Here is a 13,177-nt window from a genome sequence, read left to right as displayed (position 1 = left end):
GCAGAGGAAGCGGGTCCGACGGGTGAGTGGCTTGTGGTCGCTCCTGCATTTACTGTCGGCTGAGAGTTCAGAAGACACGCCTGAATGGTGTAACGATACTCTCGTCTGCGTCGTGTTGCAGTCGTAGATTGCTGACACAAGCAGCATGGTCTCGTCCCAGATTTCCATTTTGGATCGCGAGCTAGCCCGTTGATTTGATGCAACCAATGATCGTCGTCATCGTCGAAGGGTCGTTGTCGAATCCCCCGTGGGTTGTACTCCTTGTATCTGGACCCGGGGAGGTGAAAACCTTGACGTTTTTTAAATCCGCAATTCCTGCGGTGCCACTGAAATACTTCTCCATCCCAAGAATCGGAGTGATGGTCCCTTTCTCAAAAGATTGAGAAACCAGGTAAAGCAGGGAACGGCTATAGCCAAGAATCGGCTTGCAGGTATTGTCTTTCTGTTCGACATCATCACTCATGTGGAATTCGTTGAACTGTTTCACACGAGATTCTTGGAGTGCTGGAATCACGCACTGTTCGAACAGATCCCGACGACATGCGGGCGCCATGAGATTTACCGTGGCGAAGTTCCAATTCAGTCGTTTCACAATCCAGCTATGGACGATTGCGCCGGCGGAGTGGCCAATCAGATGCAATCTTACTTTTGCAGGGTCTAACCCAACTTCTTGCCAGGCGTCATACAGCAGCACACCGCCGCCCTGGCCCGCAGATATCGCATCCGCGTTTTGCTTCATTTCACCCCAAACGGCCGTGCCGGGAACTGTGAGCATTTTCTCGAGTCGTTCATCCCACCATGCCTTTGTCTTATCCCAAAATCCACCGGTAATACGTTGCTGAGTCGCAAGGAGATCCGCAACACGGTCTTTCAAGGTTGACCATAAGTCCGTCTCCCACATAAGAAATATGGGAAAAATCTTCGCGTCGTAGAGCGCAGGTATCCATCGGGCGGCCGTATCTGCCGCATCGTCTTCCGATGTGAGGCCACCATGTGCGTAGATGGCAATATCAACGACATCACCTATTGATAAACCCCATTTGGAACGTGCTTCATTCAGGTGATTTGTGAGCAGCGCTGTTAGATCCGACTGCTGAGTACGAAACTCGCCAGTGTTGCTAAGCAGTCCATTGTTTTCCATGTCCACAATGAAAGGATCAATTTCACGATCGCGCAATGTGTTGTCAACCGCTAAGGTGACAGCGCCAGATGCATTTGTTCTCAGGCTCGGTGCTGCTGCAATTTCGAGATGAAGACTGCTGACAACACCAAGCTGGCCGACCCAGCAATCCATCGCATTATCTAGCCAGTCCTGGTAGGTAAGGATGGCACGGCCTTTCGTGGCCCATGAAACATCCCAAGAGTTCTGAATGATGAAACCATCCTTTGTGTAACCCAGGATTGCGAATGCGTGTCCTCCATCCGCGGCGGTGGCCTTTTGATAGGGGATAGTCCAGTATCCCTCCTTTGATACTTTCGCTCCCTTCTTCCAAGTCTCCCAGCCTTGATGACAGGCTGCGCTGGCATAAATTGCACCGACCTCGTTGAGTGCACTCTGCATATCTGTGATGGATTGGTTATCGATCCGGTAGTACGCTCCCAAAGGCCGCTTCGCAGAATCTTGCCACCAATCCTCAGTCGGATTCTTCTGTGGATCCGGCATAACGAATGAGGGCCAAAGGGTAGCAGCGCAAGCTCCATGCTTGAACCAGCCCTTCATAGCTCCACGGAGGCTCGAACCTGTGTCTGCATTGGGATCCCCAGGGAATTCGTCGTATCTCCGAGCCATGGAGTAGAGCATGAACGGAGAGACGGGAGTTACTTCCCTCTCACGTTTAGAGCGAAATTGAAGATGATAGATGACGCTTGCAAGTGCAAATCCAGTGCATGCGTTGCTCTGTTCCTGATCAAGCACAGGAACATCCACTTCTGGGGCAAGAACTTCCAGGGGGGCAGCTCTTACTGTTGGCATATAGGTTCGATCCCGAAGATCGATGCTGTCGGGAACGACATTCTTCTTACGGGCCGGTCTCGCTGCCTTCGGTAGCTCATCTGTCTGCTTTTTGGCATTACGAAGAGAGGAAGTCATCATTACTCCTGTTAGAGAAGTAGCTGCCACCACAAAGAGTACGCCTGAGTCCGATCATGGTGGCGACTCGAATCGCCAGAAACTAATAGTAGGTCGAAGTTCAGCCGATATCAGTAATTTCTCGGCCCAACTCGATGTGTCGGTTGGTTGGCGCGTCGCGCGATCCGTAAGCGAGTCAAGGAGGACTGCTTCGCGTCGTCGCGTCACTTTTTGTAGCCCTGAACTTATTGCCTGCTTGAACCGACGGATGCGAGATAGCGCAATGAAGCTAAAGAAGGAAGAAAAAAATAGGCACCGCCACGTACACGCACAAAACGGGGAAGCCCTTCCACTGTTTTTCGTTCTCCGAATCGTGTTCCAGCAAGGCTGAAGCAGTTTGAGGGCGCGGCGCCCTCAATGGTCTCGCGGCTCCCTATCAATGGATCGCTTTCGTCGGTAAGGGCGTCGAACTTTGTGCTCATAAGCCACGCGCTCTGCAGAAACTCGAATTGTCTGGCTAAGTTTGCATTGAGACACATGAAGTGAAGGCCCTTGCCTTTGTCCTGATCGCTAGATGGGGGCAAAACCGGGCTTCCTGCGTATTCGCGTCCGCGGCGAAGGATCCGATGGAATCTCGACGAGGCTTTGGCATCAGAGTGCAACGTCTTGTGCCCCAATCCCAAGAGCGTCAGAAACCGCGTGATGCCGGTTACTGGTGGCGAGGGAAGGTCCCCATTGCGTGGATTCGCTCTTCGGATATGTGCCCCGAACGGACATTTCACGGCGTCGGGATCCGAGGAGAAATCGAACTGATTATGGAAGTCATTCCTATCGACACCTGGGATGATATGGCTCGATGGAGCCGCCAAGGGTGAGCCGTCCTTTCGACGGCCGACCATTGCTGCGGCCATCGTCTCCGCAGCCTCATCATCATCGGTATGTTCCCTCACGAATCGCCAGAACTCCTCTACATCTTGTTCCAATGTGCGGAGAACAAGATAGGAACCATTGCGGCCGAAGTCTCGCATGTCCGCTTGCTCCTCGGCGATTGGAAGAACCTCAGCGGAGGCTGAGTCCAAAGGCAATAGCGGCCTATCCGTATAGTGGTTGTATTCGTTGGGATAACCGAGGAGCACTTCGCCAAGACAGATCCGGTTGGTATATGCATCCTCAATCTGTCGCGGGACTCTTGATCGTTCCCAATCGAACTCCGGCTGACTTACTCCGTCAGTAAATCCGAAGGGTTCCACGCCGTCGAGGTTTGAGGTCTTGAGCTCAGTTACTACCTCAAATGCAGCGTCCCATTGCGGTGTGAGAATCGATCCCTTCCATGTCTCCAATGTAGCTGGACGTGCATACAGCATAAAGAGCACATCGGCATGGTTGGATTTGGAGCCCCAAAGCCACTGGTCCGGCGAACTATCGCCGACATCGCCGAGTAGTCTTGCACGTGCGCTGTCATCGAGTCCTACCTTGAATTCGGTCGAAAACTGCGACAGAAGTTCTGTGGAACATCCAAGGTTGCGCAGTCCCTCATACGTGAACGCGACTTGAAGGGCAGTTTGTGGCGCCTCAGACCGAATAACCGCATTGGCGACTGGAGCAGTGTCAAGCCAAAGGCGAGCTTGATCCGCATCCTTGATCGTGGCCAAAAGGAAGCAGGACTCTGTGAGCTTGCCGTAGCCAAAGCGCACGATGCCTTGAATTGCCTCGAATTCAACGGAATTCATAGATAGGCTTCTCCTTAGATCAACGCCAACCATGCCACAGCGTCCTTCTCACTCATGGATCGCTTCTGTAGACCGGCATGAATCAGGAGATTGCGATGTTTGTTTGCGGCGGTCAAACCGGGATGTGCGTTAAACCAAACCTCTGTGGGCAACTGATGTCGACGCAGTACACGCTTGAATGTCTGTTCGTCCTGGCACCCATCCAGAAGTAGCCATCTTGTGCGCGGATATCCAATGCCATTGCTAAACGTTAAATTCAGGCCGAAACCAACCTTGTTGATGAAGTCATCCATATAACTTTCCAGACTGCCGTCGTAGATGCTAGAAAACAGCATTCTCTGACCGCCATCCATAAAAACCCATCGCGCGAAATGAATCGTGGAGACGCGGGCTAAGTTGCCGCGGTAGTACAAATGGCGAGCTGCGTAGTCGGTGAACAGGAGCAGAAAACGTACAATCCAGAGTCGTAGAATGCCAGGCTTCAAACTGCCGAAAACGTTAAATTGGTTTGTCACTTCATGGTTCTCCATCTGGAGAAGCTCCTCCGAATGATTCGGATCGACCGGCGGCGCTACGCCAGGGTCGATCTTTTCCCAACGTCGTATCCGGAATAGTAAGAAGGGAAGAAGAAGTAATAGAAGTGGCGAGAGGACAGTCAGCATCATTGGAATGAAAACCAGGTTGAAAGCGTGCCGAATCTGCCATGTGAATGGAGTGGGCAAAGGTGGAGTAAGCTGAATCGTCCCATTTTCTTGGCATCTCTCAACAGCGGACTGTAACGCGAGCCGAATCTGTTCGGCAGAATTTGCAGCCTCATAAATTGTTTCTGTACTTAGCTTTTGTTTCAGAAAACGTCGTAAGAGCTCCTCCTCTCTCACCTGTATCACGGTACGGCCGCGCCAATTTACATAGGAAGCCGCCGGGCTAACTCTGCTGCGCCCGAGCCATTCCTCTAGATCGGATTCACGGGTGAAACTCGCGCAGTGTGTGAAGATTGCTACCAATCCATTTCTGCATGTTCGGATTAGGTCATTTCGAAACACGGACTCTTCGCCGTCAATTTCCGCAAGAAAAACGAGATATTCCGGCAACCCCGTCGTAGACAGGCCGTAAATCTCACGATCTTCTTTCGCAAGGTCCCGGACGATCAACAAACGTGCATAGTGAAGCTGAGGGAACGCGTGCAGAGCGATGAGGCCGTTCTGAGGGTCGTAAACACCCGGTTTCTTATTCATCGCACAGAGAAGCTGATGGACTGTGGTGGCAGTTCCGGGCAGAAGCGCAGCTGAATACATCACAGTGCTCTGAGGGGTCATGGCAGATCACTTGAGCTCGGCTCAAAGTGCGGTTCAGCGTTCATGCGATGTCGTAAGTCCGAGAGAGCCGTGTACATCACCTTACGCGCACGGCTCTGGTTTCCAAGGGGACGATGATCGGCAATGCAATGCCAAGGGTTGAACGACAGCAGGCGTGCCATCTTCGCCGCGTACGCAAAGTCGACGGCTTGTTGAGGCAAGCGCAATGTCGCTACTGTTACGCGCGGAGAAAGGTTTTCCGGCCATAAGACGCTAGCATTCTCCAAAGGCATGCGAAACGAATCCGTCTGTACCTGAACCTTCATGTCGAGGTCTACCGTCTCACGTGAAAGCCTTTGTTCCAGTGCCAAACGCAGATAGTCATCGGGTGGTCTTCTAGGCAGCCGAGGCACTGGAGTACGGTGGCCTGATTTAGGCCAAAAGGAGTATTGCATTGCCTGGCCTTCGCCCATTAGATAGGGAACGCAACTGAAATAGGGGGCTTCCAGCGGGCTACTTTGCGTCTTTGTCCAGAGTCCTTGCATTATCAGATCGAGCACGTGACTCTGCCTTAAATTCAGGAAGTGGTAAATGGTTGCATTTTGTAGGCTAGCTCGCTGCAGACTTGCATTCGACTGTATGTCACCCGTGACAAAGGTGGGTGTGCAGACGGCGAGAAAGTCTTGAGTGAACCTTTCTTCATGCAGCAATTTGGGACCTGTAACCTCAAGGATCTTAACGCTGATGCTCATGAAGCCTACATCGTCAATATCCGGAGTAATGTAAGGTCCGGCCCGGAGAAACGTACTAACGCAGGAAGGGTACGAGGCTCACTAAAAACTCCCTTCGCAAGATTTGCCGGCAATCCGTCGTGCACAATGAATTCACCCCGAACAATGCCGTGAGTCTTGGTATTCCCGCCGCGTTCGAAACCGCCAGGTTTCCAGAGGCTAGTCATTTGCCGGCGGAAGCTGGCGATAACGTCCCGGTTGAATTCGTCTTCGTGCGGAAACGTTCGCTCCTGTGCCAGAGCAAGATGTTCGTCGGAGCGTCTTGAGTTCATGAATGCGGTGATCCAATGTGCAATCGGATCTCGTAACGTGGCATCGAAGACGGGGCGTATCCAGGGATCGATACGTCGCTCCATCTGAATGAGTCGAATAACCAAATCAGCCGTGACGTCTTTAATCCATGATCCCGTCTGGGCTCTCGGAATTGGCTGGCTTCGATTCGTTACAACACGCGGTTCGGCCATCCAGTTAGCTCCCGAACGAGGTTTAGACCGGCCAGATGTGAGTGAGCCGGTTGAGATCAACGCCTATGCTGCTCCAAACTGAAGCGAGAAATGGATGGTCCTTTTTGTATCCCAATAGACGAGACCTAGATATAGCTGAGGACCGACGAGGCGTATTTCATCGCGCACATGCTTTGCAAGAAGGGATGTTTTCGAGTAGTCGAGGACTATGCAGTCTTTGCCGTCGAAGAGACTCTGGCCGACGTAGACCTGAGCGACAATCGCATTCACTCCAAGAGCCGAGATTCGATTTGTCAGCGTCCCATGCTTAGCGTCAAATGTTTTCCCTTGCCAGGCAAATATGTTGATGATGGACGCGATGTCACGCGTAAACTTCGTGCCGGCTGGGATAATAGCCTGACCATCGGCCTCCCCATCCGGGATAGCACCCACAGTGCCGCCTTTGAAAACATCGTCCAGTTGGCTGTCGGAAAGGTCTAAAAGATCGGAAGCGGAGTAAGACATGCGCACCACCTTGTTGCCGTTAAGGCAAACTTGCTACGAATGCGACTGCTTCGATTGCTCAGAAAACACTATTCGCCTGGCCACTCTGCGTGTCAACAAAAATTAGAACTAAGACGTGAAAGGGAGTATGAATGACTTACTGTCGTGATCTGTTTGAGTCCTGCAATATGTCCGCGGCAGCTTTTTCGCCAACTACATATACGGGGCAGGCCAGAAAGAATCCCGGGATTCGAGGAAAGATAGAGGCATCAACAAGTCGTAGGCCTCTCGTGCCATGTACCCTGAAGCGGCTATCGACGACTCCGCCGCTTTCAGGATCTCCTATGGGGCAAGTACAGGAGGCGTGATGCCCCCACGCCTGGTCGCGAATATATTGTCGGATTTGGTCGACACTCTCGACTTCTAGTCCGGGAAATTCTTCTTTTTCAATCAAACCTTTAGTGATGAGTGATGAGCTGATGCGGCGAACAAATTGAACCCCCTCCACGACTGCGTCCAGATCTTGGTCATTGTCGGATGTCCCTTCCTCGAAGTACGCGAAATTGATTAACGGAGTGTCCCTGGGGTCGGGCGACCGCAACGACACATGGCCAGCCCGGTTGTCAGTGTGTGCTTTCAGCACCGCCCATGTCAGACAGTTTGTATCCGTGACGAAGCTGCGAGAGTATCCAGGAGCGTACCCTTTAAAGCTGCCCAGAAACGCAACGCAAAACAGGTCAGGAGCGACTCTGTTGCCAGAGCGACGAAAAACTGCAAGCACAGAGCCATTCGTAGCGTATGCCCCACCACGACAACGCTCCCACTGCGCAAACTGGGGGTCTGTTGTGTCAAACCGCGCATCCTGCAAGATATGCCATGCGGGAAAATTCATGCGATACACGATGCTTATCTCGTACCTGTCCTGCAGGTTCTTCCCCACACCGTGAAGATGATTTCGCAGTGGGATTCCAAAGTTCTCGAGATGCTCACGAGGCCCGATTCCGGATAGCATGAGCAATTGCGGCGTGTTAAAGGCGCCTCCGCTCAGGATCACCTCATGGCTCGCGAAAACACGCCTAAGCTCCCCTTCTGATTCACTAGGACTGGCGTGTGCCCGATACAAGCGGGCGCCTTTCGAGTATTCAACTCCGATGGCCCGGTTCGAGTCATCGAAAATGATGCGGGTGGCAAGGGCGTTGAGCTCAACGCGGAGGCGATCTGGATAACGCCTCTGAATATCCAGCACTCGCTCGCGTGTGCCGGTTCTCGCGTGCTGGTGCGTGGTCAATGGCAGATAGCGGATGCCAAACGCATCCTCACCACATGTTCGGTCGTCATTCGGGTCAAGCATTCCCTGGAAGAACCAACGCAGGCGATGCGCAAAGTGGCCCAGTTCCTGATTCGCATTTCGCGCTGAGGTCAGAATCGTATCCAGCAAATCTCGGTTCGAGAGCGATAACATGGGGATGGCCTTCTCCGTTTGCAGCCATCCACGAAAGCCGTGCCGGGACGGGTTGAAACCGAAGTATGCAGCGAAGCGGTGAAGTGGGAGATAACGGCATTTCTCCAGACGTTGGAAGTAACGACGCATCTGTTTTGGGTTCCAGCCGTGGTCGCCCGTGAGTGTCTCAATGGCAGCCCAATCCTCATCAGCGGGATATACGAAGATCATCGCGTTATGCGCGGTGCATCCACCGAGCGTTCCCGCTCGTGGATATAACACTCCGTCTACTGGCGCTCCAGCATAGTCCCTTCCATATTTCGGGTCTCGTTCCTGCTGTTGCTGATTGCGGTAATGCCGAACGAAGAAGTCCCAGCGCAGAGCTTCATTTTCGGAAGCAAACGGGTGAAAACACGGAACATCGTAGGTGCTTGGAAGTCGATCGGAATCCGGATAAGCAGGATCGCCTCCCTGTTCCAGCCGTGGGTCTGCTCCCGCTTCCAATAAAATAACCGTGCGCCCGGACTCGGCGAGCCGTGTTGCTACTGTGCCGCCACCCGCTCCTGAACCCACAACAATATATTCTGCTTCCGCAATGTGGTCCATCAGCACCTCAAATAATGACTAACGTCTCTCGCGGCGCGATCTATGTCTGATCACCGCGCGAGCGAAAAGCATCCAAGCTGTCTTCTTGAAATCAATTCAGATTGTTACTTACATCCCTTTCTACCTTGTGGTAAAAAGTACACCTTCCTGGTTCGTTTAATTAGTTGCTTCGAACAGGTGGACGTTTCTTACTTAGCCAGGTCCGGAGGGTCGCATGAGCGTCCTAAAGCGTCTTGTGTGGGTAATCTCTGCTTTGCTTGCTTGTGCATTGATTGTGGTCTATTTCCTTATCCACCCAATCATCCTCTTTCATCCCAAAGACGAAGCCATGCTTGCCGGGCGCAGCGCAGCATCCTTTCCATCTGCGGATGAAGACTACTATCACGACATGGACGGCGCCATCTCTCTTTCACCGGAGGAGATTAAGGGGCGAAATATGTGGCTTGCGTGGACCGGAGGTGATGATCGCCTATGGGACACCCTGGCCACCACCAGTCTGGGTACCTTGGACTTTCTAAAGACGATCTCTTCTCGACCCGGTCTAAAAGCCTCTCGCAGCAACCGCTGGAATTATCTGGGATTAGTGAACGAACCTTGCTATACGCAGGCGTCCGGTCCGGACCCAAAGCGATATGGACTCTGGCTTGATACGCGCGATCCTGCGTGCGGTCCCGATCCTTTCGAAAACGAAAAAAAGTACCCTGGGGTAAAGCTCGGAGCCAGAGGCAAGACCCTGCCGATCGGCTCGTTCTATGGGTACGCAACGGGCATCGTCGGTCTCCGGCTGTTTCCAAACCCAGCGTTCGATGAAAAGGCCGCCAAGCGTTGGGATCCAGAACGTTATTACAACGATCCGGCCTATTACAACGACAAGAATCTTGTTCGACCATATCGGGTCGGTATGTCATGCGGATTCTGTCACGTGGGTCCGAACCCATTGAAGCCCCCCGCTGATCCGGAAAATCCCAAGTGGGAAAACTTAAGTTCGAATGTTGGTGCCCAGTATTTCTGGATTGATCGTGTCTTTGCATGGCAATCCGACATGAGCAACTTTCCGGTGCAACTGTTCCACGCGTCACGACCGGGAACGCTGGACACATCACTCATTTCCACGGACAACATCAACAACCCCCGCAGCATGAATGCGGTATACGATCTTCCCTCCCGCATGGCGGCCGCACAGCGTTGGGGACGTGAAACGTTGCGCGGCGGCGAACAGAACAATAAGCAACTGAATGACTTCATTTCATCTGGCCCATTGACGAACTTCTACCGCGCTCCTGATTTGGTGGAGACGCCGCGGGTGCTGAAGGACGGTGCTGATTCCGTAGGAATTTTGGGAGCGCTCAACCGCGTATATCTCAACATCGGGCTCTATAGCGAAGAGTGGACGAAGCACTTTCGCCCCCTTGTTGGTGGTCAGGATGTAAGTCCGATTGAGATTAAGACGGCGAATGAAAAGTCCGTTTATTGGCAAGTAACACAGCAGCAAACACCTAACATGGCTTTGTTTTTCCTGAAGAGTACTGCTGGGCATCACTTGAAAGATGCACCGGGCGGCGACGCCTATCTGACGAGAGACCAAGTGCAATTGGAACGTGGAAAGACAGTATTTGCAGACCGTTGCGCACGTTGCCATTCCAGTAAAATTCCGCAACCCGCTCCGGGACTTGATCCGAATGGTTGTTCCGGAAAGGACTACCTAAATTGCTGGAACCGATACTGGGCCTGGACAAAGACAGATGATTTCAAAAGGAAAATGCAGGTCATCGTACATGAGCCTGATTTTCTTGAGAACAACTATCTATCTACGGACCAGCGTGTCCCAGTCACATTGCTAAAGACAAATGCCTGCAGTCCGCTAGCGACGAACGCGATTGCGGGCAATATTTGGGATAATTTCTCGTCAAGCACTTACAAGGAGCTTCCATCTGCAGGAACCATCACCGTATACCACCCGTACACGGGCGAGCAAAGTGCGTTTGTGCTTCCTGCAGGAGGCCGTGGATACACAAGGCCTCCATCTTTGATCAGTGCCTGGTCGACCGCACCATTCCTATTGAATAACAGTGTGGGGACGTTCGATCCAAGCCCATCCGTTGAGGCGCGAATGCGTTCATTTCAGGATGCCATTGAAAAGCTGCTGTGGCCCGAACGTCGCGACAAAGACTCTCTGCTTCCAGATAAACTGCCTGGTGCGATGGACCGTACCACGCAACAGAGTTTTCTTTCGATCCCTGCGGGTTTCATCCCTCCGGAGTTGCGACCTCTGCTGAGTCCGGGGAGCAGGTTATTGCCGTCGGTCTTTGGTGAGGAATCGATTCGTATCGGGCCTATTCCTTCGGGTACACCGGTTGACCTCCTAGCCAATCTTGACCTGCTTGGAGAAGGAGTAAGCCCGGAGGAACGGCCAGCACGCCAGCAGCGTGTTGTTCGGCTTCTGGTGAAGCTAAAGTTCGATCTAGCCGCGCTTCCCGCAGGAGCAAGCGACGCCGAAGCACAACGCGTATTCGCGAATGTATTACCGGAAATGCTTGCCCTAAGTAAGTGCCCGGATTATGTGGCGAATAGGGGGCACTATTTCGGCACCAGCTACTATCCCGAGGAACCGGCCTTAAGCGACTCGGATAAACGGGCACTGATCGAGTTCATCAAGACTTTCTGAGTTCGACAAACGCGGCATTTATTTCCAGTGCATTACGCTCCCCGCGTAGTCGGCTAGGTATACGTGGCCGTTGTAAATCACAGGCTGGGAGAACTTCGAGAAAACAAACCGTTCCGACGTCCATAGGGTTCGGATACGACCTCCCGCGAAACTCGTCAGATCGTACGCTACAAGGCGCCCAGTTGTAATCGTTCGGTTGGCATCGCCATCCGGGATTGCGCACCAGGCGATGCCGTCTGCTCCCTGGTTTGAGCTCACCGAACAAAAACCGCCAGGCATGCCACCATGTTGGGCGGTGGACTGGGAGGAAGCCATCTCCGTGCCGCGGGCTACGTAAGTCATCGTTCCGTTCTGATTCACTCTCCATACCTGAAGCGGAGAGTTCTCAGCAAATGCCAGAACATATAGTGAGGAATCGGGTGCCAGAAATTGCGCTAGCGGCGAATGAATATGCCTGGTCTTGCCACCAGGAAACCGATTCAATCCAGGAAGGGAAGCAGGGCAGGAGTCCATACCCAGATCCCAGCCCAATTGATACATTCTGACTTTCGCGCAATTGGCCTTAGCGTTGGCGAAGTCAGCGGGGTGGCTGTCAGGAAAATTCGAGATATTCGTCAAGTATCCGATGCCATCCTTTCCCGCTGTCAGATAGAGATTGAAGCGCTGCAGCAGCGTGCCGGAAAGGTGTGCGTCCTGGTCTCCCCATTGCGCTCCGCATTCCGGTGTCATTGGCATTCTGGCGCCAGGCGGTGGATCGCTCGGAGCTGAGTCACCCGCGACTTTGTTTGAGATCATTGCCTTCGGTTGCGTAAGTTGTGCGTTGGCGCACGTCCTTGCCGAGTCACTGTATGGAGCCCAAGCATGAAGAACCGTTAGCTTTGCGGGGGCGGTGGCAGTGGGCGGGATAAGCTGCAACTGCATCACGGCCTCACCAAAGGTCGTGGTGCCGTTGAAAGGTCCATTTCCCGCACCGACATAGATAAGACCGTCGGAGTCGATGGAGGGACCACCGCCCGACATCCAGATACCCGCGCGCGTAGAAATTGCAGCCTTGATCTGGTTGTCTAACGTATCAAAAGCAAGAATCCACCCGGTTGCATTTTCGCCTGTTTCCGTGAAGGAACCTGCGGCAATCAGGACAAACCGAATGCCATTGTGAGACCAGAGGGCAAGGGCGGCCCTCTGTTTACGGGGAGCAGTCGCGTAGCGCTGTCCGTTGCTAGTCGCATCGATCAGCGTGGTCGCGACCACATTGCCGCTGCGTGTGTCGATCACATACATGCGCTGTGACATGGACTGTTGCGAGCCGCTTCCATCGGAGGAGCAGGTTGCTACCTGATAGAGCTTGTGGGTAGAAGCATCGATCACTCCTGTACTCAGCATCCCAAAGTGATCATTCACACGCCACATATCATTTTCGGGAACTGAGCGTACAGGAGTGCACAAAGCAGGTGTCTGCCAGATCGCCGCACCATCTTCCGGTCGCACACCACGGATCACATTTGCCTCAGAGGCAAGGATCATGACGGCGCCATCGACGAGTGGTTGGGCTTCGCAGCCTCTTGCGTCGCCAATACACGGAATGCGAGGCTGCATCTGGAGGCCGGAACGTACCTTGGCTGAGGTAAGGGTTG

Annotated in this window: 9 protein-coding genes; 1 reads left to right on the top strand and 8 read right to left on the bottom strand. The window is 53.1% G+C overall.

The features are described 5' to 3' along the window. Positions 1 to 181 precede the first annotated feature (181 nt). The 7 genes from JAO32_RS10895 to JAO32_RS10865 all read right to left on the bottom strand — a co-directional run bounded on the left by JAO32_RS10895 (position 182) and on the right by JAO32_RS10865 (position 8,878). On the bottom strand, positions 182 to 2,092 hold the full coding sequence (locus JAO32_RS10895) for a C1 family peptidase (RefSeq protein WP_334240222.1): 1,911 nt from the start codon (positions 2,090 to 2,092) through the stop codon (positions 182 to 184). 221 nt (positions 2,093 to 2,313) lie between these two features. Then, positions 2,314 to 3,831 (bottom strand): Dyp-type peroxidase, encoded by a 1,518-nt coding sequence (locus tag JAO32_RS10890; protein ID WP_334240220.1) that lies wholly within the window; start codon positions 3,829 to 3,831, stop codon positions 2,314 to 2,316. After that, positions 3,813 to 5,093 carry a hypothetical protein gene (locus JAO32_RS10885; protein WP_334240217.1) on the bottom strand — a complete coding sequence of 427 codons (1,281 nt, stop codon included), beginning with the start codon at positions 5,091 to 5,093 and terminating at the stop codon, positions 3,813 to 3,815. Before JAO32_RS10885 ends, JAO32_RS10890 begins: the two co-directional genes overlap by 19 nt. Before the next feature lie 17 nt (positions 5,094 to 5,110). Beyond that, the gene (locus tag JAO32_RS10880; protein WP_334240215.1) at positions 5,111 to 5,845 is read right to left on the bottom strand and encodes a hypothetical protein; all 735 of its coding nucleotides are present in this window, start codon (positions 5,843 to 5,845) and stop codon (positions 5,111 to 5,113) included. Positions 5,846 to 5,850: 5 nt separating this feature from the next. After that, positions 5,851 to 6,348: a hypothetical protein gene (locus JAO32_RS10875; protein WP_334240213.1), complete on the bottom strand. Its 498-nt coding sequence runs from the start codon at positions 6,346 to 6,348 to the stop codon at positions 5,851 to 5,853. A 63-nt stretch (positions 6,349 to 6,411) separates the two neighbouring features. Beyond that, on the bottom strand, positions 6,412 to 6,852 hold the full coding sequence (locus JAO32_RS10870) for a hypothetical protein (RefSeq protein WP_334240211.1): 441 nt from the start codon (positions 6,850 to 6,852) through the stop codon (positions 6,412 to 6,414). 136 nt (positions 6,853 to 6,988) lie between these two features. Next, on the bottom strand, positions 6,989 to 8,878 hold the full coding sequence (locus JAO32_RS10865) for a GMC family oxidoreductase (RefSeq protein WP_334240208.1): 1,890 nt from the start codon (positions 8,876 to 8,878) through the stop codon (positions 6,989 to 6,991). A gap of 388 nt (positions 8,879 to 9,266) precedes the next feature. On the opposite strand from JAO32_RS10865, the gene JAO32_RS10860 reads away from it, so the two are divergent. After that, the gene (locus tag JAO32_RS10860; RefSeq protein ID WP_334240206.1) at positions 9,267 to 11,543 is read left to right on the top strand and encodes a hypothetical protein; all 2,277 of its coding nucleotides are present in this window, start codon (positions 9,267 to 9,269) and stop codon (positions 11,541 to 11,543) included. Between the two features lie 18 nt (positions 11,544 to 11,561). Here JAO32_RS10860 and JAO32_RS10855 read toward each other — a convergent pair whose 3' ends face one another. Next, positions 11,562 to 13,139 carry a hypothetical protein gene (locus JAO32_RS10855; RefSeq protein WP_334240204.1) on the bottom strand — a complete coding sequence of 526 codons (1,578 nt, stop codon included), beginning with the start codon at positions 13,137 to 13,139 and terminating at the stop codon, positions 11,562 to 11,564. Between the last annotated feature and the right edge of the window lie 38 nt (positions 13,140 to 13,177).

The sequence above is a fragment of the Terriglobus sp. ADX1 genome (genome assembly GCF_036877645.1).
Classification (GTDB): Bacteria; Acidobacteriota; Terriglobia; order Terriglobales; family Acidobacteriaceae; genus Terriglobus.
This window is presented reverse-complemented; position numbering and strand designations above follow the sequence as displayed.

Excerpts from the sequence above, each read along its gene's own strand:
- JAO32_RS10895 (WP_334240222.1), bottom strand. The coding sequence starts at position 2,092 with ATGATGACTTCCTCTCTTCGTAATGCCAAAAAGCAGACAGATGAGCTA.
- JAO32_RS10890 (WP_334240220.1), bottom strand. The coding sequence starts at position 3,831 with ATGGTTGGCGTTGATCTAAGGAGAAGCCTATCTATGAATTCCGTTGAA.
- JAO32_RS10885 (WP_334240217.1), bottom strand. The coding sequence starts at position 5,093 with ATGTATTCAGCTGCGCTTCTGCCCGGAACTGCCACCACAGTCCATCAG.
- JAO32_RS10880 (WP_334240215.1), bottom strand. The coding sequence starts at position 5,845 with ATGAGCATCAGCGTTAAGATCCTTGAGGTTACAGGTCCCAAATTGCTG.
- JAO32_RS10875 (WP_334240213.1), bottom strand. The coding sequence starts at position 6,348 with ATGGCCGAACCGCGTGTTGTAACGAATCGAAGCCAGCCAATTCCGAGA.
- JAO32_RS10870 (WP_334240211.1), bottom strand. The coding sequence starts at position 6,852 with ATGTCTTACTCCGCTTCCGATCTTTTAGACCTTTCCGACAGCCAACTG.
- JAO32_RS10865 (WP_334240208.1), bottom strand. The coding sequence starts at position 8,878 with ATGGACCACATTGCGGAAGCAGAATATATTGTTGTGGGTTCAGGAGCG.
- JAO32_RS10860 (WP_334240206.1), top strand. The coding sequence starts at position 9,267 with ATGGACGGCGCCATCTCTCTTTCACCGGAGGAGATTAAGGGGCGAAAT.
- JAO32_RS10855 (WP_334240204.1), bottom strand. The coding sequence starts at position 13,139 with ATGCAGCCTCGCATTCCGTGTATTGGCGACGCAAGAGGCTGCGAAGCC.